Source organism: Nonomuraea sp. B19D2 (assembly GCF_040137845.1).
Taxonomy (GTDB): domain Bacteria; phylum Actinomycetota; class Actinomycetes; order Streptosporangiales; family Streptosporangiaceae; genus Nonomuraea.
This window is the reverse complement of record NZ_JBEFAK010000003.1, coordinates 282510-305682: the sequence shown is the minus strand read 5'-3', so window position 1 is coordinate 305682 and position 23173 is coordinate 282510. Positions and strand designations below refer to the sequence as shown.

General features: G+C 71.1%; 25 protein-coding genes. 19 read left to right on the top strand and 6 right to left on the bottom strand.

The window, feature by feature from the left end:
* Nucleotides 1-3: 3 nt before the first annotated feature.
* The 5 genes from ABN273_RS08005 to ABN273_RS07985 are packed head-to-tail and all read left to right on the top strand — an operon-like array spanning nucleotide 4 to nucleotide 4089.
* Nucleotides 4-456 carry a PH domain-containing protein gene (locus tag ABN273_RS08005; RefSeq protein ID WP_349448002.1) on the top strand — a complete coding sequence of 151 codons (453 nt, stop codon included), beginning with the start codon at nucleotides 4-6 and terminating at the stop codon, nucleotides 454-456.
* Between the two features lie 56 nt (nucleotides 457-512).
* Nucleotides 513-1379: an AAA family ATPase gene (locus tag ABN273_RS08000; RefSeq protein ID WP_349448001.1), complete on the top strand. Its 867-nt coding sequence runs from the start codon at nucleotides 513-515 to the stop codon at nucleotides 1377-1379.
* Nucleotides 1372-2442: a vWA domain-containing protein gene (locus ABN273_RS07995; protein WP_349448000.1), complete on the top strand. Its 1071-nt coding sequence runs from the start codon at nucleotides 1372-1374 to the stop codon at nucleotides 2440-2442. Before ABN273_RS08000 ends, ABN273_RS07995 begins: the two co-directional genes overlap by 8 nt.
* A complete protein-coding gene (locus tag ABN273_RS07990) occupies nucleotides 2435-3526 on the top strand; it encodes an XdhC family protein (protein ID WP_349447999.1) in 1092 nt (363 codons plus the stop codon). The genes ABN273_RS07995 and ABN273_RS07990 overlap by 8 nt, the downstream gene beginning before the upstream one ends.
* Entirely contained in the window at nucleotides 3523-4089 is a 567-nt protein-coding gene (locus ABN273_RS07985) for a nucleotidyltransferase family protein (protein WP_349447998.1), read from the top strand. Before ABN273_RS07990 ends, ABN273_RS07985 begins: the two co-directional genes overlap by 4 nt.
* Here ABN273_RS07985 and ABN273_RS07980 read toward each other — a convergent pair.
* Nucleotides 4075-4962: an endonuclease/exonuclease/phosphatase family protein gene (locus ABN273_RS07980; RefSeq protein ID WP_349447997.1), complete on the bottom strand. Its 888-nt coding sequence runs from the start codon at nucleotides 4960-4962 to the stop codon at nucleotides 4075-4077. The genes ABN273_RS07985 and ABN273_RS07980 overlap by 15 nt on opposite strands.
* A 94-nt stretch (nucleotides 4963-5056) precedes the next feature.
* Here ABN273_RS07980 and ABN273_RS07975 point away from each other — a divergent pair, with 94 nt between their 5' ends.
* The gene (locus tag ABN273_RS07975) at nucleotides 5057-6097 is read left to right on the top strand and encodes an LLM class F420-dependent oxidoreductase (RefSeq protein WP_349447996.1); all 1041 of its coding nucleotides are present in this window, start codon (nucleotides 5057-5059) and stop codon (nucleotides 6095-6097) included.
* Nucleotides 6098-6323: 226 nt separating this feature from the next.
* The gene (locus tag ABN273_RS07970; protein ID WP_349447995.1) at nucleotides 6324-7607 is read left to right on the top strand and encodes a dicarboxylate/amino acid:cation symporter; all 1284 of its coding nucleotides are present in this window, start codon (nucleotides 6324-6326) and stop codon (nucleotides 7605-7607) included.
* 19 nt (nucleotides 7608-7626) lie between these two features.
* Here ABN273_RS07970 and ABN273_RS07965 read toward each other — a convergent pair whose 3' ends face one another.
* Together ABN273_RS07965 and ABN273_RS07960 are read right to left on the bottom strand one after the other, a co-directional pair.
* Nucleotides 7627-7836: a helix-turn-helix domain-containing protein gene (locus ABN273_RS07965; RefSeq protein ID WP_349447994.1), complete on the bottom strand. Its 210-nt coding sequence runs from the start codon at nucleotides 7834-7836 to the stop codon at nucleotides 7627-7629.
* Entirely contained in the window at nucleotides 7836-7979 is a 144-nt protein-coding gene (locus ABN273_RS07960; protein WP_349447993.1) for a hypothetical protein, read from the bottom strand. Before ABN273_RS07960 ends, ABN273_RS07965 begins: the two co-directional genes overlap by 1 nt.
* Before the next feature lie 109 nt (nucleotides 7980-8088).
* On the opposite strand from ABN273_RS07960, the gene ABN273_RS07955 reads away from it, so the two are divergent.
* The 9 genes from ABN273_RS07955 (at nucleotide 8089) to ABN273_RS07915 (ending at nucleotide 15223) form a co-directional block, all read left to right on the top strand.
* Nucleotides 8089-8226, top strand: coding sequence for a hypothetical protein (locus ABN273_RS07955; RefSeq protein ID WP_349447992.1), 138 nt, complete (start codon nucleotides 8089-8091; stop codon nucleotides 8224-8226).
* An 11-nt stretch (nucleotides 8227-8237) separates the two neighbouring features.
* Nucleotides 8238-9776, top strand: a complete 1539-nt coding sequence (locus tag ABN273_RS07950; protein WP_349447991.1) for a serine/threonine-protein kinase — start codon at nucleotides 8238-8240, stop codon at nucleotides 9774-9776.
* 66 nt (nucleotides 9777-9842) lie between these two features.
* The gene (locus ABN273_RS07945; protein ID WP_349447990.1) at nucleotides 9843-10892 is read left to right on the top strand and encodes a M24 family metallopeptidase; all 1050 of its coding nucleotides are present in this window, start codon (nucleotides 9843-9845) and stop codon (nucleotides 10890-10892) included.
* A gap of 26 nt (nucleotides 10893-10918) precedes the next feature.
* Nucleotides 10919-11479 carry an elongation factor P gene (gene efp / locus ABN273_RS07940; RefSeq protein WP_349447989.1) on the top strand — a complete coding sequence of 187 codons (561 nt, stop codon included), beginning with the start codon at nucleotides 10919-10921 and terminating at the stop codon, nucleotides 11477-11479.
* A gap of 1 nt (nucleotide 11480) precedes the next feature.
* Nucleotides 11481-11891: a transcription antitermination factor NusB gene (gene nusB, locus ABN273_RS07935; protein ID WP_349447988.1), complete on the top strand. Its 411-nt coding sequence runs from the start codon at nucleotides 11481-11483 to the stop codon at nucleotides 11889-11891.
* Between the two features lie 133 nt (nucleotides 11892-12024).
* Nucleotides 12025-12363 (top strand): MmcQ/YjbR family DNA-binding protein, encoded by a 339-nt coding sequence (locus tag ABN273_RS07930; RefSeq protein ID WP_349447987.1) that lies wholly within the window; start codon nucleotides 12025-12027, stop codon nucleotides 12361-12363.
* Nucleotides 12364-12567: 204 nt separating this feature from the next.
* Nucleotides 12568-13320, top strand: a complete 753-nt coding sequence (locus ABN273_RS07925) for a methyltransferase domain-containing protein (protein WP_349448258.1) — start codon at nucleotides 12568-12570, stop codon at nucleotides 13318-13320.
* A 27-nt stretch (nucleotides 13321-13347) separates the two neighbouring features.
* On the top strand, nucleotides 13348-14589 hold the full coding sequence (gene dinB / locus ABN273_RS07920) for a DNA polymerase IV (RefSeq protein WP_349447986.1): 1242 nt from the start codon (nucleotides 13348-13350) through the stop codon (nucleotides 14587-14589).
* A 229-nt stretch (nucleotides 14590-14818) separates the two neighbouring features.
* Nucleotides 14819-15223, top strand: a complete 405-nt coding sequence (locus ABN273_RS07915) for an SCO2097 family morphological protein (protein ID WP_349448257.1) — start codon at nucleotides 14819-14821, stop codon at nucleotides 15221-15223.
* 184 nt (nucleotides 15224-15407) lie between these two features.
* On the opposite strand, the gene ABN273_RS07910 is transcribed toward ABN273_RS07915, so the two are convergent.
* From ABN273_RS07910 to ABN273_RS07900, 3 genes are read right to left on the bottom strand one after another with little or no spacing between them, the layout of a single operon-like run.
* Complete coding sequence (locus ABN273_RS07910) at nucleotides 15408-17837, bottom strand: transglutaminase TgpA family protein (RefSeq protein WP_349447985.1); 2430 nt, start codon at nucleotides 17835-17837, stop codon at nucleotides 15408-15410.
* A gap of 28 nt (nucleotides 17838-17865) precedes the next feature.
* Nucleotides 17866-19128 (bottom strand): DUF58 domain-containing protein, encoded by a 1263-nt coding sequence (locus tag ABN273_RS07905; protein ID WP_349447984.1) that lies wholly within the window; start codon nucleotides 19126-19128, stop codon nucleotides 17866-17868.
* A complete protein-coding gene (locus ABN273_RS07900) occupies nucleotides 19125-20174 on the bottom strand; it encodes an AAA family ATPase (RefSeq protein WP_502910969.1) in 1050 nt (349 codons plus the stop codon). Before ABN273_RS07900 ends, ABN273_RS07905 begins: the two co-directional genes overlap by 4 nt.
* Nucleotides 20175-20571: 397 nt before the next feature.
* On the opposite strand from ABN273_RS07900, the gene mraZ reads away from it, so the two are divergent.
* From mraZ to ABN273_RS07885, 3 genes are all read left to right on the top strand, one after another.
* Nucleotides 20572-21003, top strand: a complete 432-nt coding sequence (gene mraZ / locus ABN273_RS07895) for a division/cell wall cluster transcriptional repressor MraZ (protein ID WP_090930667.1) — start codon at nucleotides 20572-20574, stop codon at nucleotides 21001-21003.
* Nucleotides 21004-21198: 195 nt separating this feature from the next.
* Nucleotides 21199-22188: a 16S rRNA (cytosine(1402)-N(4))-methyltransferase RsmH gene (rsmH, locus tag ABN273_RS07890; RefSeq protein ID WP_349447982.1), complete on the top strand. Its 990-nt coding sequence runs from the start codon at nucleotides 21199-21201 to the stop codon at nucleotides 22186-22188.
* A complete protein-coding gene (locus ABN273_RS07885; RefSeq protein ID WP_349447981.1) occupies nucleotides 22178-22849 on the top strand; it encodes a hypothetical protein in 672 nt (223 codons plus the stop codon). Before rsmH ends, ABN273_RS07885 begins: the two co-directional genes overlap by 11 nt.
* Nucleotides 22850-23173 lie beyond the last annotated feature (324 nt).

Sequence of the window (23173 nt, the reverse complement as noted above, 5' to 3'; positions counted from 1 at the left end):
TTCGTGCCAGAGCTCGTGCCTCCACCGACCCTGCCCGTCACCTGGCGGCCCGGCCGGCCGCGGATCGTCGCGTACGGCTTCGCCACCCTGATCGTGCTGGGGGCGGTGATCATGGCGATCTTCATCGCGGAGCCGTTCAAGCTGCCCGACCGGATCGGGATCGTGCTGTTCGGGTGTGCGGTGGCGTTCGTGCTGCACCTGCTGGGGCGAGTGCGGGTGGAGGCGGACGACGAGGGCATCACGATCGTCAACGCCGTCCGCACCCACCGCTACTCGTGGCCGGAGATTCTGGAGGTCACGCTGCTGGTGGGGGACCCGTGGCCGCGCATCGACTTCTCGGACGGGCGCACCATCGGGGCGATGGGCATCCAGGGCTCGGAGAAGGTCCGCGCCCGCCGGGCCACGGCCGAGCTGGAGGCCCTGATCCGCGAGCGTGGGGAGGCTCGAGAGGAGTAGGCGGGCACTGCGCGAGAACGTAGGCTGAAGGGGTGCTGCGGCCGACAATCAAGGCAATGGACATCGAGTCGCCGGACAAGCTCATCGAGCTGCTCGAGCGGCACGCCTACCTGGCTGACGAAGGGCTGGCCACGGCCGCCTTCCTGGCGTTGAAGATGGGCCGGCCGCTCTTCCTCGAAGGCGAGGCGGGGGTCGGCAAGACGGAGCTGGCCAAGACGCTCGCGACGCTGCTCGACGCGCCGCTCATCAGGCTCCAGTGCTACGAAGGGCTGGACGCGGCCCAGGCCCTGTACGACTGGGACTTCGCGCGCCAGCTCCTCCACCTCAAAGCCGCCGAGGCCGCCGGGATCACCGATGTGAGCAGGCTCGAGGGCGAGATCTACGACCGCAGGTTCCTGATCGCGCGGCCCCTGCTGAAGGCCGTCGAGACGCAGCCGAGCGTGCTGCTGGTGGACGAGATCGACCGCGCCGACGACGAGTTCGAGGCGTTCCTGCTCGAGGTGCTCTCCGACTTCACGATCTCGATTCCCGAGCTGGGCACGGTCAGGGCCACGACGCCGCCCGTGGTCGTGGTGACCTCCAACAGGACGCGCGAGGTGCACGACGCGCTCAAACGGCGCTGCCTCTACCACTGGCTGGAGCACCCGAGCTTCGACCGCGAGGTCGCCATCCTGCTGCGGCGGCTGCCCGACTGCACCGAGACGCTGGCCGCGCAGGTGGCGCGGGCGGCCGAGCGGTTGCGGCAGGCCGGCCTGGTCAAGCCGCCCGGCGTGGCCGAGACGCTCGACTGGACCGAGGCGCTGCTCACGCTGGGCGCCAGGGAGCTCGATCCGGGGCTGGCCGCGGCCACTCTGGGAGCGGCGCTGAAGTATCGCGAGGACGTCGCCCACGTGCTCGGCAACGGGCTGCTCTCCCATGGATGAGCTGGTCGCCACCGTGACCGGGTTCGCCAGGACGTTGCGGGCGGCCGGGGTCGGAGCCGACCACGAGCGGACCCAGAACATGCTGCGGGCGCTCGACCACCTCGACCTGGCCGACCCGGGCGAGGTCTACTGGGCCGGCCGGCTCACGCTCTGCGCCACGCCCGACGACCTGCCCAGGTACGACCGGTGCTTCGCCGCGTACTTCGGCGCTCAGCAGGCGGTCGTCGCCCGTACGGGCACGACCAGCGTCACCAGACACCTGGCGGCCGAGCCGGAAGGGGAGAGCGGCGACGACGGGACGGCGGCGCCGGCGACGGCGAGCCGGGCCGAGGTGCTGCGGCACCGCGACGTGGCCCGGCTGACCGAGGCCGAGCGGGCCGAGGTGCACCGGATGCTGGCCATGCTGAAGACCGCGCGGGCCCGGCGGCTCTCACGCCGCTTCGAGAGCGCGCACCGGGGCGTGCTCGACCAGCGCCGCACCATCCGCGACGCGCTCAGGAAGGGCGACGTCGCCAGGCTCCGGCGCAGGAGGCACACCACCCGGCCGCGCACGGTCGTGCTGTTCGTGGACGTCAGCGGCTCGATGGCCCCGTACGCCGAGACCCTGCTGCGCTTCGCCCACGCGCTGGTCAGGAGCGAGCCCCGGGCCACCAGGGTCTACTCGGTCGGCACCAGGCTCACTCCGATCACCGCCGAGCTGCGCCACCGCGACCCCGGCACCGCGCTGAACGAGGTCTCCAAGGCCATCCCCGACTGGAGCGGCGGTACCCGGCTGGGGGAGGAACTCAGGGAGTATCTGTGCCGTTACAGCGTTCGAGGGGCGATCGCCGTGATCGCCTCGGACGGGTGGGAACGCGGAGATCCGGAGCTCCTGGGGACCCAGATGGCCAGGCTCGCCAGGCAGGCGCACCGGGTGATCTGGGTCAACCCGCACAAGGGGTACGAGGATTACCAGCCCCTCACCGGCGGCATGCGAGCCGCCCTGCCGTACCTCGACGACCTGGTGGCCGGGCACAGCCTGGCCGCCTTCGAGCAACTCAGCGAAAGGCTGGCCCATGCGTGACGTGCTGCCGGAGATCATGAGCTGGTGGAGATCGGGGCTCAAGTTCGGGCTGGCGACGGTGGTGAGCACGTTCAGCAGCGCGCCCAGGCAGCCGGGCGCGGCCATGGCGGTACGCGGCGACGAGGTGGTCGGCAGCGTGTCGGGCGGCTGCGTCGAGGGCGCCGTGTTCGAGCTGGCCGCCGAGATCGACGAGCCCATCCTGCAGCGGTACGGAGTGAGCGACGACGACGCGTTCGCCGTCGGGCTCACCTGCGGCGGCATCATCGACATCCTCGTCGAGCCCGTCTCGATCGAGACCTTCCCCGAGCTGGGGGAGATCGCGGTGGCCGTGGACGCGCACGAGCCGGTCGCCGTGGCCACCATCGTCTCCGGCCCCGGCGAGGTCGGCGCCCGCCGGGTCATCTGGTCCGGCCGGTCGTCCGGCACCCTCGGGCTCGAGCGCCTCGACGAGGCCGTGGACGACGACGCGCGCGGCATGCTCGCCCAGGGCCTGACCGGCATCAGGCACTACGGCGGCCAGGGTGAGCGGCGGCTGGACGACCTGGCGGTGTTCGTGCAGTCGTTCGCGCCGCCGCCGCGCATGCTGGTGTTCGGGGCCATCGACTTCGCGGCGGCGGTGGCCAGGGTGGGCAAGTTCCTCGGCTACCACGTCACGGTCTGCGACGCCCGCCCGATCTTCGCCACCGCCAAGCGCTTCCCCGACGCCGACGAGGTGGTGGTCAAGTGGCCCCACGACTATCTGGCGTCGGTGCAGGTGGACGAGCGTACGGTGGTCTGCGTGCTGACTCACGACCCCAAGTTCGACGTGCCGCTGCTGGAGGTGGCCCTGCGGACGAAGGCCGGGTACGTGGGCGCGATGGGCTCGCGCCGTACCCACGACGACCGGCTGGCCAGGCTGCGCGAGTCCGGGGTCACCGAAGCCGAGCTGGCCAGGCTGCGCTCGCCGATCGGGCTCGACCTCGGCGCGCGCACTCCTGAGGAGACCGCCGTGTCGATCGCCGCCGAGCTGATCCAGCTCCGCTGGGGCGGTTCCGGGCGCCCGCTGTCCGACACGCGGGGCCGCATCCACCACGAGGCCTCATGAAGAGCGCCAGGGTGGCGGGGCTGCTGCTGGCCGCGGGGCAGGGCGCCCGGCTGGGCACGCCCAAGGCGCTGGTCGAGTTCGCGGGCGAGCGGCTGGTCGACCGGGGGGTGCGGCTGCTGGAGGAGGGCGGCTGCCATCCCGTCGTGGTCGTGCTCGGCGCGGCCACCGTGCAGGTGCGCGGCGCGGTGACCGTGCGCAACCCGGACTGGGCCGCCGGCATGGGCTCGTCCCTGCGGGTCGGGCTCGCCGCGCTGCCAGAGGGGGCCGAGTCCGTGGTGATCGCGCTGGTGGACCAGCCGCTCATCCGCCCGGGCGCGGTACGTGCCCTGATCGACTCGGGCGCCGGCCTGGCGGTCGCCACCTATGGAGGCGAACGCAGGAACCCGGTGCTGATCGCCCGCGAGCACTTCGCCGGGGTGGCGGAGCTGGCCGTCGGGGATGTCGGGGCCAGGCCGTTCATGAAGGCCCATCCCGAGCTGGTCACCGAGGTGCCGTGCGACGAGCACGGGGACCCCGCCGACATCGACACGCCGCGGGACCTGAGGCTGCTAGAGCCGCAGTGAGGCGATGGCGGCCCGGTGGTCGCTGCCGGTGGCCGGGGCGACGCCCGCCTTGGTCGCCGTCATGCCCTTGAACAGGATGTGGTCGGGCCGCGTGATCGGGAACTCCGACGGCCAGGTGAACCCGAACCCGTCGCCCGCCACGGTCTGCGCGTCGGTCAGCGGCGGGGTCAGCCCCCGCATGCCCCGGTCGGTGGTGGCGGTGTTGAGGTCGCCGAGCAGCAGGATGCGCTTGCTGGGGTCGTCGTCGATGAGCCTGCGCGCGTGCGCGAGCGAGGCGTCGCGCGAGGTGGTGGCCCCCGGCCGGGCCGAGGCCAGGTGCATGACGTAGACGGTCACCTTCCCCTTGGGGGTGGCGACCACCGCGCGCAGGGCCCGCGGCCAGCCCAGGCCGACGTCGAGCGGCTTGGTGTCGCGGATCGGATAGCGGCTCCACAGCCCGACCGTGCTGACCGGGTAGTGGTACTTGAACATCTTGTTGAGCTGCTTGGCCGCCGGTCCGCCGCTGGTCAGCTCCTGGGCGGCCAGCAGGTCGAGGTCCTTGGCGATCGTGCGCACGGCCTCGCCGGAGGCGTTGTTGGTCACGCCCACGTTGACCGTGCCGACGGCCAGGTCGCTCGGGCCGCCGGGCGGTGTGCGGAAGAGCGTGGAGCCGAACATCGCCGCCCACACCACCCCGGGCACCAGCGTCGCGAGGGCGGCGGCCGTGGAACGTGCCACCGCGGCCGCCATGAGCAGCAGCGGAACGGTCACTCCCAACCAGGGCAGCAGGCTCTCCATGACGGGCGTGAACCCGCCGAGCGCCGGGATCAGCTGATGCCCCGCCAGGGCCACGGCAACCACGGCGCTCACGACGATGACGAGCCGACTCAGCACCCGATCCAGGCTAGTGGCTCACCGCCCGGTATGCCGACGCGATAGCCTTGTCGCGTCGCAACGGAATATCATTCGGTTTCAGTGGGAGCCCGGCATGCGCATCGGAATGGCACTCAACTACTCGGGCGGCTTCAAGGAGACCGTGGCCGAGCTGGCCGACTACGAGAAGGCCGGGCTCGACATCGTGTTCGTGGCCGAGGCGTACTCGTTCGACGCCGTCAGCCAGATGGGCTACATCGCGGCCAGGACCGAGCGGCTGGAGATCGCCTCGGGCATTCTGCCGATCTACTCGCGCACGCCGACGCTGCTGGCCATGACGGCCGCGGGCATGGACTACGTCTCCGGCGGACGCTTCACGCTCGGCCTCGGCGCCTCCGGGCCGCAGGTGATCGAGGGCTTCCACGGGGTGCCGTACACCGCGCCGCTCGGGCGTACCAGGGAGGTCATCGAGATCTGCCGCAAGGTGTGGCGGCGCGAGCGCCTGGAGCACGACGGCCGGCACTACACGCTGCCGCTCCCGCCCGAGCAGGGGACGGGCCTCGGCAAGCCGCTCAAGCTCATCAACCATCCGGTACGGCCCCGCATCCCGATCGTGGTCGCCGCCATCGGGCCCAAGAACGTCGAGCTGACCGCCGAGCTGGCCGAGGGCTGGGAGCCGATCTTCTACGTTCCCGAGAAGGCCGCCGACGTGTGGGGCCCGTCGCTGGCGGCCGGCAAGGCCAGGCGCGATCCGGAGCTGGGCGGGCTGGACGTGATCGCGCAGGCGTCCCTGGCGATCGGCGACGACGTGGCCGGGCTGCTGGAGTTCGGGCGGCCGATGGCGGCCCTCTACATCGGCGGCATGGGCGCCAAGGGCAAGAACTTCTACAACGACCTGGCCAGGCGCTACGGCTACGAGAAGGAGGCCGAGCAGATCCAGGACCGCTACCTCGAGGGCAAGAAGGACGAGGCGGCCGCCCTGGTGCCGGGTGAGCTGCTGGAGAGGATGTCGCTGATCGGCAGCGAGGGGTTCGTACGCGACCGCGTGCAGGCGCTGAAGGAGTCGGGGGTGACCACGCTCAACGTGACGCCGTTCGGCAGGACGCACGAGGACCGGGTGCGGCTGATCGAGAAGATCAAGGAAATTGCGGGGTAAGTCTACCTCCTTTATGGGGAATATCTCCGGTTATGTGGGTGTTGCAGCGGCTCGTGAGGTTCTCTCTGGTGTCTGTCTGGCTCGTCGGGCGGCTGCACGTTGATCTGTGCCGGCTGCGCGGCTCTCTCTGTCGCTGACCGATACACCCGCGATCGTCCCCCCTCCTTTGGTGTGCCCTGCACTGCTCTTGCTGCCGCATGCCGTGATTCTCCGGAGTTCCCCACCCATGAAGAGATTCTCCTTCTCCCTTCAGCTGCTGGTCGGCCTCGTGGCCGGCATCGCGCTGGGCTTCGTCGCCAAGATCTGGGACGTGGCCTGGCTGGCCGAGACGCTGACCAAGGCCGGCCAGATCTTCGTCCAGCTGCTCAAGCTGGCCGTCCCGCCGCTCGTCTTCACCGCCGTGCTGGTCAGCGTGGCCAACCTGCGCAACGTCAACGGCGCGGCCAGGCTCGCGTCCAAGACGCTGCTGTGGTTCCTCATCACGGCGTTCGTCTCCGTGGCCGTCGCGATCGGGCTCGGCCTGGTCATCAACCCCGGCCAGGGCGTCACCCTCGACACAGGCGCGGCCAAGCCCGTGGACACCGAGGGCGCGGGCACCTGGCTCGACTTCGTCACCGGCATCCTCCCCACGAACATCGTCACGGCCTTCACCGAGGTGAACGTGCTCCAGATCGTCTTCCTGGGCATCGTGCTCGGCGCGGCGGCCCTGGCGGTCGGGGAGAAGGCCGAGCCGTTCCTGAACCTCGCCCGTTCCGTCCTCGAGCTGGTCCAGAAGGCGCTGTGGTGGGTGCTCCGCCTCGCCCCCATCGGCACGGCGGGACTGATCGGCAAGGCCGTGTCCACGTACGGCTGGGACCTGCTGGCGCCGCTGGCCAAGCTCAGCCTCGGGGTGTACGCCGGCTGCCTCATCGTGCTGCTGGCCGTCTACCCGACGCTGCTGGCCGTGTGGGGCAAGGTCAGCCCCCTCCAGTTCTTCCGCAACGCCTGGCCCGCGATCGAGCTGGCGTTCGTCTCCCGCTCGTCGGTCGGCACGCTGCCGCTGACGCAGCGGGTCACCATCGAGCGCAACGGCGTGGACCGCGACTACGCCTCCTTCGCTGTGCCGTTCGGCGCCACCACCAAGATGGACGGGTGCGCCTCCGTCTACCCGGCGCTGGCCGCGATCTTCGTGGCCCAGGTGTTCGGCGTGCACCTCGGGGTGGGCGACTACCTGCTGATCGCGTTCGTGTCGGTGGTCGGCTCGGCCGCCACGGCCGGTCTGACCGGCGCGATCGTCATGCTGACGCTCACGCTCAGCACGCTCGGGCTGCCCCTGGAGGGCGTCGGCCTGCTCCTGGCCATCGACCCGATCCTGGACATGATCCGCACCGCCACCAACGTCACCGGGCAGATGGTGGTGCCCGTCCTGGTGGCCCGCTCGGAGGGGCGCCTGGACGAGGCCGTCTTCAACGCGCCGCCCTCGCCGCTCGACAGCGCTCCTTCGGGGGCGGCGCAGCCCGCCACGGCTTGATCGCCGCCGGGCGGCCTGCTCACTCGTACGTGAGCAGGTCGCCCGGCTGGCAGCCGAGCGCGTCGCACAGGCGGCTCAGCGTGGAGAACCGGATCGCCTTGGCGTGGCCGTTCTTCAGGATCGACAGGTTGACCACGGTGATCTCCACGCGGTGCGAGAGCTCGGTGAGCGTCATGCCCCGCTCCTGGAGCAGCTCGTCGAGCCGCACCCTGATGGCGCGTTCATCCATCAGACGGTGGCCTCGGCCTCTTCGAGCAGGGCCGGGCCCCGCCGTGCGATCTCCGGCACGCCCAGTGCGGCGAATCCCGCCACGAGGCTCCAGAGCAGCGCGCTCGACGGCGGGTGGAAGGGGTAGCTCTCGGCCGGCAGCATGAGGAGAGTATGGCCTTCGCGACCATGCCGAGCACGGCCGACACGGCCGAACCCGTCCGTCGTCGGGCCCCTGGTTGGCGCATCGAACACGGGCAGGGGGATTTCGGGCGTGCCGAAGAAGGCGATCGCGACGTTCGCCGCGAAATTCGTCATGCCGGGGCGGGCCGTGGTCGCGGCGCGGACGGATGATGGGGCGGCAGGGGCTGTGGGGCCCTATGGTTGGTCGGAAATCCTGATGTTCGAGTAATTGGCGGGGATATGTCCGACGCGACGCCGTCCTTGGTCGCTGACCGCTACCGGCTTGACGAGCGCATCGGCAGCGGGCCGATAGGTGAGGTGTGGCGCGGGTACGACACGCGGGCCGACTGGGTCGTGGCCGTGAAGGTGCTCGGCGCCAGGGCGGCGGGGGGCGCCACGCGTGAGGTGCTCAGGCAGCACGCCCAGGCCGTGGCCAGGGTGATCCATCCGAACGTGGCCATGGTGCTGGACGTCGGCGACCACGAGGGGGCGCCGTTCCTGGTGATGGAGTACCTCACCGGGCTCAGCCTCGGCGAGGAGCTCGCCGCTCAGGGGCCTCTGAAGATCGTCGAGGTGTGCGACCTGATCGGGCAGGCGGCCGCCGGGCTCGACGCCGCGCACCGGGCCGGGGTCGTGCACGGCCAGGTCGGCCCGGACAGCTTCCGGCGGGCCGGGAGCGGGGTGCTCAAGGTCGTCGGGTTCGGGATGGACGGTCTGGCGCCGTCGGCCGGCCGGTACCTGGCGCCCGAGCGGGCCACGGGGCAGGAGGCGGCGGCTTCCGGGGACCTGTACGCGCTCGGGGGTGTCTGCTACGAGCTGCTGTGCGGCCGTCCGCCGTTCGGTGACCCGGCGGATGGCGGGGCCGGTGGGCGCGGGGGTGAGCCGGCGCCGCCCAGTGCGTTCAGGGCCGAGGTGCCCGCGGAGCTGGATCGGCTCGTGCTGGCCATGATCGCTGAGGAGCCCGCCAGGCGGCCCGCCAGCGGCGAGGCGATCAGGCGTGCGCTGGCGACCATCGCCCGGCCGCGCTCCAACCCGGCCGCGCCACCCATGCCCGTGACCGGCGCCTCACTCCGCGACGGCGGCCTGCCGCCCGGCGGCATGGGGCCCGCAGGCGGCGGGATGGCCGGCGGCGGGCAGGGGGTCACCGAGATTTACCAGGTCGCGGGTCAGGGCGGGGGCTCCCGGGCCGGTGACACCGCCCTCTACCAGGCGGGCGACCTCGAACCCGGGCCCAACTCCAACCGCAAGCTCTTCCTCCAGCTCGGCGCCGCCGTGGTGATCATCGCGGTGGTGACCGTGGTCATGGTGACGTGGGCCGGCTCGCGGAAGGAGGAGCCGGTCCCCGTGTCCACCCCGACCGCCGCCCCCTCCACGTTCACGCCGCCAACCGAGCCGCCCACCTCCGAGCCGTCGCCCGGCCTCGTGACCACCATGGGACCCGGCTCTGACGACCCGACCGGCCTCCTGGACACGGCCGAGCCCAAGGCCACCCTGGGCGCGGCGATCCCGCCGGGTGGGTGGCGCAAGTGGCTGGCGGAGTTCGACAAGGCTGTGCTGGCCCAGCAGGCGATGGGCGCCATCGACCCCCGCGTGGCGGACAAGGCCCGCGAGAAGATCAGGAAGGCGGCCAGGAAGTTCGACGAGGGGCAGATCGACCCGGCCATGAGCCAGATCGCCGATGTCTACCACGACCTGGAGCGGGCTCGGCAGAAGGGCGACATGGGGAGCTCGGGGCCGGCGGCGGACGTCCTGCGGGACTGGCGGCTCCCTGACAACTAGCATGCCGCCGCTCTGGGGCGAGGCGGGCGATAGTGACGCGAGGGCAGGAACACATACATTGGCGCCATGACCTTCGACTACGTGGCGCGCCGCGCGCGCCTCGCCGAGCTGCTGCCCGCCCGTGAGGTCCACGCCCTGCTCGTCACCTCCCCGGTGAACGTCCGCTACCTCACCGGGCTGGCCAGCTCCAACGCCGCCGTCCTGGTCAGGGCCGACGGCACGGCGCTGCTGGCGACCGACAACCGCTACATCGAGGCGGCCCGCGTGCTGGACGTCCCTTCGGTCGAGGCGTACGACGTGGCGGACAAGCTGACTGAGAACCTGGCTGGGCCGGGCGTCGGCATCGAGGCGGCGTGGATGAGCGTGGCCACGTACCGGCGGCTGGGCGAGGGGCTGGTGCCGCTGGAGCCGGTGGTGGAGCTGCTGCGGGCGGTCAAGGACGACGGCGAGCTGGAGCTCCTCCGTACGGCCTGCGACATCACCGACCAGGCGTTTGCCGATGTTTCCGAGAAAATCGCCCCGGGGATCACCGAACGCGACCTCGCCCGGCTGCTCGACAACCGCATGACCGAGCTGGGGGCCGACAAGCCCGCGTTCGACACGATCGTGGCCGCGGGTGAGAACGGCGCGATCCCACACCACGCGCCGACCGGCAGGCAGCTGCGCGCCGGCGACCTGGTCACCATGGACTTCGGCGCCCGCTACCAGGGCTACCACGCCGACATGACCAGGACGGTCTGCCTGGGCACGCCCGCCGGCTGGCAGCGCGAGATCTACGACCTGGTCGCCGAGGCGCAAAGGGCCGGCAGGCGCGCGCTCACCCCCGGCGCGGGGGCCAGAGAGGTGGACGCGGCGGCCCGTGCCGTCATCGAGAACGCGGGCCACGGCAGCCACTTCCGGCACGGCCTGGGGCACGGCGTCGGTCTGGAGATCCACGAGGAGCCGTTCCTGGGCCCCTCGCGTACCGGTAGACTAGAGGATCGAGTTCCGATCACCGTCGAGCCGGGGGTCTACCTCCCGGGCCGGGGCGGGGTTCGCATCGAGGACACCCTCGTGACACGTGAGGGCGGGCCGGAACTTTTCACAAAGACGACCAAGGAGCTGCTCGTCCTTTAGAGCGGCCGCACGCGGGAGAAGAACGAGTGGCGACGACCAACGACCTCAAGAACGGCATGGTGCTGAAGCTCGATGGCGGTGAGCTCTGGGCCGTTGTGGAGTTCCAGCACGTCAAGCCGGGCAAGGGCGGCGCGTTCGTGCGCACCAAGCTCAAGAACGTCCTCTCGGGCAAGGTCGTCGACAAGACCTTCAACGCCGGCGTGAAGGTCGAGGTGGCCAACGTCGACAAGCGCGAGATGCAGTACTCGTACAAGGACGGCGACGACTTCGTGTTCATGGACACCGAGACCTACGACATGGTCAACGTGCCCAGCACCACCGTCGGCACCGCCGCCAACTACATGCTGGAGAACACCCTGGCCACGGTCGCGTTCAACGAGGGCTCGGCCCTCTACATCGACCTGCCCGCCGCGGTCGAGCTGACCATCGCCAACACCGAGCCCGGCCTGCAGGGCGACCGCTCCACCGGCGGCACCAAGCCCGCCACGCTGGAGACCGGCGCCGAGATCAAGGTTCCGCTGTTCATCACCCCGGGCGAGAAGGTCAAGGTCGACACCCGCAGCGGCGAATACCTCGGCCGGGCCTGAGGTGTCGGCACGCGGCAAAGCACGCCGGCGGGCGCTTGACATCCTCTTCGAGGCCGAGCTGCGCGGCGAGGATCCGCTGAAGATCCTCGCCGAGCGCGTGGAGCGGCAGGAGCCCCCGGTGAACGAATACACCTCCGCCATCGTCGAGGGCGTCGCCCGGCACCACGCGCGCATCGACGAGCTGATCACCACGTACGCCGAGGGCTGGACCCTCGACCGGATGCCCGCCGTCGACCGCAACCTGCTGCGCGGCGGCACGTACGAGCTGCTGTGGATGCCCGACGTGCCCGAGGGCGTGGTGATCAGCGAGTGGGTGCACCTGGCGGGTGAGCTGTCCACCGACGAGTCGCCGCAGTTCGTCAACGGGCTGCTGGCCCGCTTCAAGCAGCTCAAGCCAAGCCTCACCCTTTAGACACCGTCAGGAGCGCGTGTTCGGGGTACGGTTCCAACCACGGCCGGGTGGTGTGGGAGCGGACGGACAAGTGGCGCGTCACCAGCCGCGACGCGCCCCTTTCCGCCGTTCCCGCGGTGCGTATCGTATGGGCATGGTGACCGAGGACGACGTGCGCCGTTTCGCGCTGGCGCTGCCCGAGACCCTTGAGAAGACCATGTACGGCACGCCCGCCTTCTACGTGCGCGGCAAGTGGTTCGTCCGCATCAGGGACGAGGGCGACGTGCTGGTGCTGCCCGTGGGCTCGGAGGAGGAGAAGGCCGGGCTCATCGCGGCCGAGCCCGGCACGTTCTTCACGACGCCGCATTACGACGGGCACGCCGTCGTGCTGGTGCGGTTCGGGGCGGTGGACGGCGAGGAGCTGGGGGAGCTGCTGACGGACGCGTGGCGGCTCCGGGCCCCGAAGCGGCTGGCGGCGGCTTTCGGCGCGTAGCCGCACGCCTGTCGGCTCGTGCGCCCTTGTGCGGGGAGCGCGGACCCGCCGTGGAGCGTCTCGCCGGCGTGGCGCTTCGGAAGCGGGAGGCCGGTGCACGGCGTAGGCTGGGGCGCGACCGCGGAGAAGCAGTTCGCGGGGTGCACGTTCGTGACGGCCCGGCGTCAGGCCCCCGTCGCGAGGGGAGAGGGAGGCGAGCCGACGTTGCGTGCTGAAGGCGCCACGAGGACCCCGGCGGCGCGGACCGCCGTCGTCTGGGACGCGTTGCGGTCCGTGCTGACCGAGCGGGCGGCGGCGACCGGCCGCGAGGCGCTCGACATCGTCGACGCCGGGGGAGGCACCGGCGGGTTCGCCGTGCCGCTGGCCGCGCTCGGCCACACCGTCACCGTCGTCGACCCGAGCCCTGACTCGCTGGCCGCGCTCGAACGCCGCGCCAAGGAGAAGGGCGTGGGCGTGCGGGCCCTGCAGGGCGACGCCGACGGCCTGGGCGAGCTGCTCAGCCGGGACAGCGCCGACCTGGTCCTGTGCCACAGTGTCCTCGAATACGTCGAAGACCCGATCAGCGCGCTGACCGCCGTCGCGGGCGTGCTGCGCAGGGGCGGCGCGGTGAGCGTGCTGGCCGCCAACCCCGTCGCCAGCGCCATCCATCGGGCGCTCGCGGGCCAGTTCGACGAGGCGCGGGCCGTGCTGGACGATCCCGAGGGCACGTGGGGCGACCGCGACCCCACGCCGAGGCGCTTCGCCGCCGAGACGCTCGCCGAGCTGCTGACCGCGACCGGGTTCTCCGTGGGTGCCGTGCACGGCGTCCGGGTCTTCACCGACCTGGTGCCGAGCAGGCTCGTCGACGGTGAGCCCGGCGCGGCGGAGGCGCTCGTCGCGCTCGAACAGGTCGCCGCCACCCACCCCGTGCTGAGAGACATCGCCACACAGTTGCACGTGCTCGCCCATAGGCTTTAGAACGCGTGTTCGGATAGAATCGGCGGCGTGTCCCGCAAGCAGATCACAGGCATCGGCCCCGTTCCGCGCACCGGGGCCGATGACAGCGGCTGCCCGATCCTCCACGTCGACATGGACGCCTTCTTCGCCAGCGTCGAGCTGCTCGACCGTCCCGAGCTGCGCGGCCACCCGGTGATCGTGGGCTCGCCCGCCGGACGTGGCGTCGTGCTCAGCGCCACGTACGAGGCCAGGGCCCACGGCGTGCACTCCGCGATGCCGATGAGCAGGGCGCGCAGGCTCTGCCCGCAGGCCACCGTCATCCCACCCAGCCACGGCAAATACTCCGAGGTCTCCAAGGGCGTCATGGAGATCTTCCACACGATCACCCCGCTGGTCGAGCCCATCGCATCCGACGAGGCGTTCCTCGACGTCGGGGGCGCCAGGCGCAGGCTCGGCCCGCCCGCCGCCATCGCCGCCATGATCAGGGAGCAGGTCCTCGACCGCTACGGCATCACGTGCTCGGTCGGCGTGGCCGGCAGCAAGTTCGTGGCGAAGCTGGCCTCCAAGCAGTGCAAGCCCGACGGGTTGCTGGTGGTGCCCGCCGGTCAGGTCGTGGACTTCCTCCACCCGCTGCCGGTGTCGGCGCTGTGGGGTGTCGGCGAGCGCACCGAGCAGGCTCTCGTACGCCTCGGCATCCGCACGGTCGGCGACCTGGCCAAAGTGCCGCCCGCGACCCTCCAGCGCGAGCTCGGCCAGGCCGTGGGCGGCCATCTGGCGGCGCTGGCGTGGGGCCGTGACGAGCGGGCGGTGAGCGCCCACGTGTCCGACAAGAGCATCGGCAACGAGGAGACGTTCGCGGCCGACGTGGACGATCCCGAGGTGATCAGGCGGGAGCTGCTGCGCCTTTCCGAGCGCGTGGCCGCCAGGATGCGTAAGGGCGGCCACGTGGGAAGGACTGTAAGTGTGAAGCTACGCCGAGCCGACTTCACCACGATCAACCGCTCGCGCACGCTGCGCGAGCCGACCGACGTGGCTCAGGTGATATACGCCACAGCCTGCGAGCTGTTCGAGGCGGCCGGCCTCCAGCGCGTGCGGCTGCGCCTGGTGGGGGTCCGGATGGAAAACCTGCGGCCGGCGGAGGAGGCCACCCGGCAGCTCAGCATCGGGGAGCGGGAGACCGGCTGGCGCGAGGCCGAGCAGGCGATGGACAAGGCGATCCGGAGATTCGGTCCCGATGCGGTGCTCCCAGCATCGCTCGTACGTGGCAAGCTTGATGAAGCAGAGACATGACGCCGATGTCCGGATTTGCTGGGGGCTTAGGTGTGGCGATTTTGGGGGAAAGGGGGCTAGATGGGCCACAATGGAGCCATGACGACACCTCCGGTTTGGTCTGCGTTGGACGTTTGCTTTCGCCTACGTCTACAGCCTCGTATTCTGGGGATAACCGACCGCGAGGTTCGGACACCCCGTGTCGTCCGTTGCCGTCTTCCCCGTCCTGGGGCCGTCCTTGGGAGGCGCCGTGCCGCTCTCTGAGCACGAGCAGCGCTTGCTCGACCAGATCGAGCAGGCCCTCTACGCCGAGGACCCGAAGTGGGCCAACACCGTAAGGATCAGTGACCCGCGCAGCCATTACAAGCGTCGCCTGATCAAGGCCTCCATCGGCTTTGCTCTCGGCGTCGTCATCATGATGGTCGGCGTGGTGATGAGTGGCAGTGCGCTGATCCCGCTCGGCGTCGGCGGTTTCGTGGTCATGCTCGCCGCGTGTCTGTGGGGTCTGTCCAGTTGGAAACGCATGAATGGGTTCGGTGACTCCCCTCCCTCCTCCGGCACGGCCACCCCGCCGGGCAAGCAGGCTCGGCGCAACCGGGGCACGTTCATGGAGCGCATGGAAGAGCGCTGGCGTCGTCGCCACGACGACCGCTGACCTCTGATCCGGCGAAGCCGCCCGGCACGTGTCCGGGCGGCCGTCGTGTTGGAGGCGACCTGACCGGCCGTTCCCCCGGCCGTCGTGCCGAAGCCCGACCAGCCCGGCCGTTCCCCCGGCCGTCGTGCCGAAGCCCGACCAGCCCGGCCGTTCCCGTTCTTCAGGGAACGGCCGGACGCGCTGGTCAGGAGTCCCTCTGGCCCGCCGTCCGCCGCAGCCTGATGTTCTCCAGCAGGTCGAACCCGTCGAGCAGCCGATCTCCCACGGCCCGCAGCCGCCGCAGCGTCGACGGTGGCAGCAGCACCGCCCGCAGCCGCCGCCCGCGTGACACCGTGGCCGCCAGGGCCTGGCGCACCTTGCGCAGGTCCTTGCGCATGGGCCCGATCTCCCCGGGGTCCCGCGCGAACAGCACGCGCTCCACCGCAGAGGCGATGGCCGTGATGGCCGCCGCCGACTCCGCGTCGAACTCGTACTGCTGGGCCAGCCGCCGCGCCAGCGCCCTGGGGGTCTCGCTGGGCTCGCGGGCCATGCCGTAGTCGTACAGCACGTCGTCCAGCTCCGCCCAGGCCGCGGCCACCGACGGATGGCGGTGCGACGTATCCGACACCATCGCGGCCGTCAGCTCGTCGGCGGGCGCCGACACCTTCCAGCCCAGGGTGCGCACGCGCCGGTTCCTGGTGAGCAGCCGGATGCCGGCGGGGATCAGCAGTAGCAGAAGCAGCGCCCCTGCCCCTATGCCGATCTTGGCGATCAGCGGCATGGAGTCGTCCGGCGGCAGCCCGCCGGGGGTGACCACGCCCTCGCGGTCCAGCGCGCGCGTGTTACGCCGGGCCTGCGGGTCGACGGGCTCGTCCGCCGACGAGCTGGTCGCGCCCGGCGTCGGCGTCGCGGCCTCGCCCGTGGGCTGCGGCCTGGGCTGCGTGTACTCGGGCACCCGCGCGCTGCCCTGGCCGAGCGACCCGGAGGGGGTGGGTTCGAACGGCAGCCAGCCCACGCCCTCGAAATACAGCTCGGGCCAGGAGTGGGAGTCGTTCGTGCCGACCTGCCACCGGTCGCCCACCTTCGTGCCGCCCGTGTAGCCGATGGCCACCCGCGCCGGGATGCCCACCAGCCTGGCCAGCACCGCCATCGACGCGGCGAACTGCTCGCAGTAGCCCGCTCGGTCACGCAGCAGGAAGTCCCGCAGCGCCGAGTTGCCGTGCCCCTGCGTGCTCAGGTTGTAGGTGAAGCCGCCGTCCTTGGTGAAGAACTGCTGCAGCTTCACCGCCGCGTCGTAGCCCGACTTGGCGTCGGCGGTCAGCGAGTTCGCCAGCTCGGCGATCTCGGGAGGCAGGTTGTCCGGCAGCTTCAGGTAGCGGGGATCGGTGGTCGGCCGGGTCCCGCCGAGCGACTCCAGCAGGTCCGGCGTCGGCTCCGGCTCGCTCGTGCTCACCTCGTACTCAAGGCCCGCGGCCTCGTCGCGGGTGGAGAAGACCATGAGCGTGTCCACGTCGGCCCGCCAGTCGCCGTCCACCTGGATCTGCCTGGGCGGGTACGGCAGCGGCAGGAACTGCAGCTTCTCGATCTCGTCGCTGATCTGGACGTTCGTGTCCACGGTCTTGATCTTCGGCTGCGAGCTCAGGCCGGGCGGTGCGGGGAGCGGGCCGTTGTCCGTCCTGTTCTGCGGCGACCCCTTCGGCTCGGTCATGCCGAACTGCTGACCGTCGAACGTGTCGAGCGTGAAGATTCGCAGATACCGGGGCTTGTCGTCGTTGTTGCGGTAGGTGAGGACGACCCGCCGCTCCGGCAGCTCCAGCTGGCCCTTCAGGTTCGCGATCGGGTTGGGGATGCTGATCGAGTTGCCCTTGCCGGGGCCCGTACCGCCCACGCCGAAGGTGAAGAACGACACCGGTTCCATCGCCGGCAGCAGCGCCGGCACCAGCACGGCCAGCGCGATCGCGGCGAACCCGATGCGCTTGCCCGACAGCCGCAGGCCGCTGGTGTCGGCCCGGTCACGGTTCGCGGGCTGCGAAGTGGCCGCGCGCGTGCGCCGTACCAGCACCGCCCTGCCCCAGTGGCCCACCCGCTCGCGGCCGTCGGCGATCAGCAGGCTGACGAACCCGAGCGCCGCCAGGATGAACGCGGGCCAGCTGATCGGGTCGGGCAGGATCGTCGCCGGCACGGTGGCCAGCGCCAGCAGCGGCAGCCCGGCCAGCGCCGCCTTGCGCAGCCGCGCGGCGAGCAGGTCCACGGCGATCGCGATCAGCGCCACGCCGCCGGCGGTCAGCAGCGTGATGCCGTCCGTCTCCGGCACGGGAGCGGCGAAGCGCTGGATGTCGGCCCAGCCGACGCCCAGCAGCCTGCCCAGCTCGGCCACCGACTCCTTGGTCGGCACCACCAGCGCCCACGCCTTGCCGGCCGCGAAGACCACGGTCAGGTAGATCCACGTCGTGACCAGAGCGGCCAGCGGCGCCGCCCACGCGGGCAGCGACAACCGGCTGCTCACCAGGCCCGCGAACATCACCGCGAGCACGGCGCCCAGTGACGTCCAGAACCAGGTGCCGCCCTGGAAGAGCGGGTAGAGCAGGAGCGCGGCGGCGAACGAGGCCACCCCGGAGGCGGTCGTCAGCCTCATGTCGTACCTCCTGCCGCAGCGGTCGTACTCATGCCGCGCCTCCCGCCGGGTTGAGCGCGTACCGGCCGCGGTTGGCGGCGTCCTGCCAGACGGAAGCGATCGAGGTGCCCGCGGGCAGCCGCACGATGCGCCAGCCGTACCCGGCCAGGACCGTCTGAACGGCCTGGTGGTTCTCCGCGGCCGTCCGGTCGCCGCCGTCCCACGTGCTCACGTCGAGCAGGACCGCCACCCCGGTGATGCCGCTGTGCCTCAGCCTGGCCAGCTCCCTTGCCTCCTCCGGATCGAGATCGCCGAGCACGGCCACGATCAGCCCGTCGCCGCCGCCCTGGCGCAGGGCCGACACGCCCATCTCCAGCGAGCGGGCCGGACTGTGCCGGATCACGGCCAGGGTGTCGAGCAGCGACCAGCTCAGGCCGGTGTCAGTCAGGTGTTCGGCGCCCTGGTCGGTCACCAGCCGCAGACCGAGGCCCTCGCGGGCGAGGTGCACGCCGATCGAGGCCGCGGCCGAGACCGCCACCTCGAACGACGAGCGCGGGCCCTCACCGCGGTGCGCGTACCTGCGGGTGTCCAGCAGGAGCGCGCCGCGGCTCTGCCACTGCTGCTCCTCGCGGCGCACCATCAGCTCGCCGTGGCGGGCCGTCGAGCGCCAGTGCACCCGCCGCAGGTCGTCGCCCTGCCGGTATTCGCGCGGCGCCACGTCGTCGTCGCCGGCCGCCGCCACACTCCTGGTACGGCTGTCGCCGCCGCCCGTCCACTCGCCCGACAGTCGTACGTGGGGGAGCGCCGCGACGTGCGGCGTCACCACCAGCGTGTCGCTGATCGTGAACGAACGGGTCAGCTCGACCAGCCCGAACGGGTCGGCGATGCGCACCGACAGCGGGCCGATCATGTAACGGCCGCGCAGGTCGGAGCGTACCCGGTAGTCGATCTCCCGCACGCCCCTGGACTCGACCCGGTCCAGCACGAACCGGGGCCGCACGCCCAGCGCGTAAGGAACGGTGTCCTCGATGAGCAGCAGGCCGGTCGGCAGCCTGGTGACGTTCTCCAGCCGCAGGGTCACGGTGGCCTCACCGCCCACCTCCGCCCTGGACGGGTCGAGGCGCCTGGCACAGCTCAGCCGGTAGCGCGTGCGCGCCACCACCATCGCCGCGAGCAGCGGCAGCGCCGTCACCAGCACCCCGATCCTGAACAGGTCGTTCTCGCCCAGGATGACCGCCATCAGCAGCGCCGCGATGCCGGAGGCGAGGAACGACCTGCCCCTCGAGGTCAGAGCCCGCAGTCCGGCTCTCACGACGCTCGCGTCTCCGGCACCGGCACGCGCCTGATGAGATCGGTCACCACCTGCTCGGGCAGGCGGCGCTGTCCCTGGGCCTCGACGCTGGGCAGCAGCCGGTGCGCGAGCACCGGGATGGCCAGGTCCTGCAGGTCGTCGGGGATGACGTAGTCGCGACCGGCGAGCGCGGCGTGCGCCCTGGCGGCCCGCACCAGCTGCAGCGTGGACCGGGGTGAGGCGCCCAGCCGCAGGTCGGGGGAGTGGCGGGTGGCCACGACGAGGTCGATGGCGTACTTCTTGACCGCCTGGGAGACGTACACGCCGCGTACGGCCTCGATCAGGGCGCGCACCTCGGCCGTCGTCGCCACCGGCTCCAGCTTGTCCAGCGGCGAGGTGCCGCCGTGCACGTCGAGCATCTCCAGCTCGGCGTGCGGCTCGGGGTAGCCCATCGCGACGCGGGCGGTGAAGCGGTCGCGCTGCGCCTCGGGAAGGGGATAGGTGCCCTCCATCTCAATGGGGTTCTGCGTGGCGATCACCATGAAGGGCGAGTCCAGCTCGTACGTCACCCCGTCCACCGTCACCTGGTGCTCCTCCATGCACTCAAGCAACGCGGACTGCGTCTTGGGGGAGGCACGGTTGATCTCGTCGCCCACCACGATGTTCGCGAACACCGGGCCGGGCTTGAACTCGAACTCCCTGGTCTGCTGGTTGTACGCGCTGACCCCGGTGATGTCGCTGGGCAGCAGGTCCGGGGTGAACTGCACGCGGCGCACCGGGCAGTCGATGGAGCGGGCGAGCGCCTTGGCCAGCATGGTCTTGCCGACCCCTGGCACGTCCTCGATCAGGAGGTGACCCTCCGCGAGCAGGACGGTGAGCGTGAGGCGGACGGCGTCGCTCTTGCCCTCGATCACCGACTCGATCGCACTGCGGATCCGGTGAGCCGTGGAGACCAGCTCGTCGAGCTGGGGAGGGACATCATGGGTAACTGCCACCAGGCCTCCATGAGAGAAGTGCGACGGCTGTCCCGTACTGCCATTGCGGGAGCCATGCCATTCCTTTTCCATTGTGTGTACGACCCTACGACGCTGTGGGTTCTCGAGCGACATTTGTGGATATTCCAGGGAACCTTGGTGATGTTCCCGTTCTCGTCGCATAGCGGTGCGAATCCCGTGACACGACACCCCGCCGGGCCCTCCACTTTCCCCCACCCAGGGCTTCGCGAAGGGGCCGAGCCCCTATTTCGGCGCGCTTTTGAACCCTCGACACGCCCATGAGGGTTGACCGCCCGCTCGCCGCCCTCCACCCCGCTCCATCGCTCTGACCTGCGGTAACGCAACGGAAAGTAATGATGAAGACAGCTCGAATCAGTTGACGGTGGGGAGAAGTGGAGTATGGTGGTGCGCAGTGGAGGGCCCGGTGCACCAGCGCTGAGCGCTTCACGAGGCACGGGAGGTGGGGCCGGTGTTCCTCGGCACCCATCAACCGCGTCTGGACGACAAGGGACGGCTGTTCCTGCCGGCTAAGTACCGTGAGGAGCTGGCGGAGGGTCTTGTGATCACCAAAGGCCAGGAGCGATGCCTCTACGTCTTTCCCGTGGAGGAGTTCCAGCGCATTACCGAGGCTCTCAGCACCGCCCCGGTCACCGCCAAGGCGGTGCGTGACTACAGCCGCGTCTTCTTCGCCAGCGCGTCCGATGAGAAACCGGACAAGCAGGGGCGCATCACGATCCCGCAGAGCCTGCGTCAGTACGCGGGTTTGGAGCGTGACTGCGTGGTCATCGGGGCCAACACCCGGCTGGAGATCTGGGACGCGCAGGCCTGGGACACCTATCTCAGCGCACAGGAGCAGGCGTTCGCCGATCTGTCGGAGGAGGTGCTGCCAGGGATCTTGTAGGAGCCACGGTCGATCCGTCGATGCTGTCGTTCGGCGAGGTCTCCACCCGCAACCACTGCTTGTCAGCTGATGCACCTTCCCCGGTGTCAGATGGCAGGCGTCCACGAAGAGGGTGCGGATGGGGACCTGGCCGGACGGCACCGGGTGGGGACTCTGGAATGATCGGCGATCGATCTATACGCGTCATCCGTGAGCATGGACGCGAGAGGGGGGTTGGAGATGCAGGACAACGCTGGCACAGGTGGTCACGTTCCGGTGATGCTCGAGCGCGTTCTGGAGCTGCTCGGCCCCGCGCTGTCCGGCGCGTCACCGGTCGTCGTCGACGCCAACCTCGGTCTCGGTGGCCACTCGGAGGCCCTGCTCGCCACATTTCCGGAGCTGCACCTGATCGGGATCGACCGCGACCCTTTCGCGATCGACCACTCGACTCGCAGGCTGAGCCCGTACGCAGACAGGATCACCCTGGTCCACGCCTCCTCCGGCGACCTGGCCGAGGTGCTCGCCCGCGCGGGGCGCACCACGGTCAACGGAGTGCTGTTCGACCTGGGGGTCTCCTCGCCGCAGCTCGACGAGGCGGAGCGCGGGTTCGCCTATTCCTACGACGCGCCGCTCGACATGCGGATGGACACCGAGCAGGAGCTGACGGCGGAGAGGGTGGTCAACACCTACTCCGCGGCGGAGCTGACCCGCATCCTGCGTGACTACGGCGAGGAACGATTCGCTCCGCGTGTCGCGGCTCTGATCATTAAGGAACGGGCTAAAGAGGCAATAACCTCGACCAAGCGGCTTGCGGACATCGTGCGCGAGGCGATTCCCGCCGCGACCCGGCGCACCGGGGGAAACCCTGCCAAGAGGACTTTCCAGGCGCTGCGCATTGAGGTGAACGCCGAGCTTTCCGCCCTGGAGGCGGCGCTCCCGGCGGCACTCGACGCGCTGGCGCTGGGTGGGCGAGTCGTCGTGCTCTCCTACCACTCACTGGAGGACCGGCTCACCAAGCAGGCCCTCACGGCGCGAACCAGGGACACCAGCCCCCCCGGGCTGCCCGTCCCGTTGCCGGCTCACCAGCCGAGGTTCCGCCTGCTGACGAGGGGAGCCGAGCTCCCAAGCGAAGAAGAGCTCGCCCGCAACCCGCGGGCGGCCTCGGCCCGGCTACGGGCGGCAGAGAGGATCCGTGTTGACGACTGAGCAGGAGACCGGCCGGGGTGCGCCCGTCCGCCGCGCAGTGCCCGCGCCGGGGCCCAAGCCGGGTCCCAAGACGGGCGCGCGCCGGCTCGGGGCGCCGCACCAGTCCAAGCCGCGGCCCCGTCCTGACGAGACCAAGCTGTCGGCCGCCGAGCGGGCGCGCCTCGACCTCGACGGCAAGCGGTCCGGCGCCGAGCGGGCACGTACGGACGGCGCGAGCGTACGGACGGATGCCTCGACCCGCGCGCGCACGGACCTCGGCGCGAAGCGGCCGGCCACTGAGCGGGCGCGTCCCGCCGCGGGCACCCGGCCCGGCCAGCCGGACGCGCAGGTCAGGCGGCCGGCGCTGCGACGGCGCCCCGCCCGGCGGCAGCGCGCGCCGTTCGTGCTGCTCGTCGTCGGGCTGCTCTGCGGTGGCCTGGTGAGCCTGCTGCTGCTCAACACCATGCTCGCCAAGGACGCCATCACCGACGCCAACCTGCGCGACCAGATCGCGGTGGCGCGCCAGGAGAAGGAGCAGATCGAGCAGCGCTACCAGCTCAGAAACCAGCCCAACGTCATCGCCGAGATGGCCGAGAACCAGGGCTGGCAGAAGGACTGGGACAAGGTCGACAGCTGGACCGGCGATGACGACCCGGCCGGCCAGGCGGACACGGAACGGTGAGGGATTCAGGCGGCAGGGGGCAGGGCCCCGGCCGCGGTGCTGGCGGCGCCGGCTCTCAAGGAGGGCCAGGCGCCGCTCGTCGTACGCCCGGCGGCCCGGGACGGGGAGGGCGCCAAGGGGGTTCGGCCCGTTCTGACGGGGCCCGTTCTGAGGGGTCGGGGCGCCCGGCGTCGCCGGAGAACCCGCCGCGCCAGCCGCGCAAGCGCCCGCAGGACCCTCTCGATCTGCCCTTCGGCCGCGACGACGAGCCCCGCGGGCGTTCGCCGCGCGACTCCGGCGACGACGCGCGCGGCCGCTCTCCCAGGGACGACGCCGACCGCGCCG

Excerpts from the sequence above, each read along its gene's own strand:
- ABN273_RS08000 (WP_349448001.1), top strand. The coding sequence starts at position 513 with ATGGACATCGAGTCGCCGGACAAGCTCATCGAGCTGCTCGAGCGGCAC.
- ABN273_RS07995 (WP_349448000.1), top strand. The coding sequence starts at position 1,372 with ATGGATGAGCTGGTCGCCACCGTGACCGGGTTCGCCAGGACGTTGCGG.
- ABN273_RS07990 (WP_349447999.1), top strand. The coding sequence starts at position 2,435 with ATGCGTGACGTGCTGCCGGAGATCATGAGCTGGTGGAGATCGGGGCTC.
- ABN273_RS07985 (WP_349447998.1), top strand. The coding sequence starts at position 3,523 with ATGAAGAGCGCCAGGGTGGCGGGGCTGCTGCTGGCCGCGGGGCAGGGC.
- ABN273_RS07975 (WP_349447996.1), top strand. The coding sequence starts at position 5,057 with ATGCGCATCGGAATGGCACTCAACTACTCGGGCGGCTTCAAGGAGACC.
- ABN273_RS07970 (WP_349447995.1), top strand. The coding sequence starts at position 6,324 with ATGAAGAGATTCTCCTTCTCCCTTCAGCTGCTGGTCGGCCTCGTGGCC.
- ABN273_RS07965 (WP_349447994.1), bottom strand. The coding sequence starts at position 7,836 with ATGGATGAACGCGCCATCAGGGTGCGGCTCGACGAGCTGCTCCAGGAG.
- ABN273_RS07960 (WP_349447993.1), bottom strand. The coding sequence starts at position 7,979 with ATGCTGCCGGCCGAGAGCTACCCCTTCCACCCGCCGTCGAGCGCGCTG.
- ABN273_RS07950 (WP_349447991.1), top strand. The coding sequence starts at position 8,238 with ATGTCCGACGCGACGCCGTCCTTGGTCGCTGACCGCTACCGGCTTGAC.
- ABN273_RS07945 (WP_349447990.1), top strand. The coding sequence starts at position 9,843 with ATGACCTTCGACTACGTGGCGCGCCGCGCGCGCCTCGCCGAGCTGCTG.
- ABN273_RS07930 (WP_349447987.1), top strand. The coding sequence starts at position 12,025 with ATGGTGACCGAGGACGACGTGCGCCGTTTCGCGCTGGCGCTGCCCGAG.
- ABN273_RS07910 (WP_349447985.1), bottom strand. The coding sequence starts at position 17,837 with ATGAGGCTGACGACCGCCTCCGGGGTGGCCTCGTTCGCCGCCGCGCTC.
- ABN273_RS07900 (WP_502910969.1), bottom strand. The coding sequence starts at position 20,174 with ATGGAAAAGGAATGGCATGGCTCCCGCAATGGCAGTACGGGACAGCCG.
- rsmH (WP_349447982.1), top strand. The coding sequence starts at position 21,199 with ATGGACGCGAGAGGGGGGTTGGAGATGCAGGACAACGCTGGCACAGGT.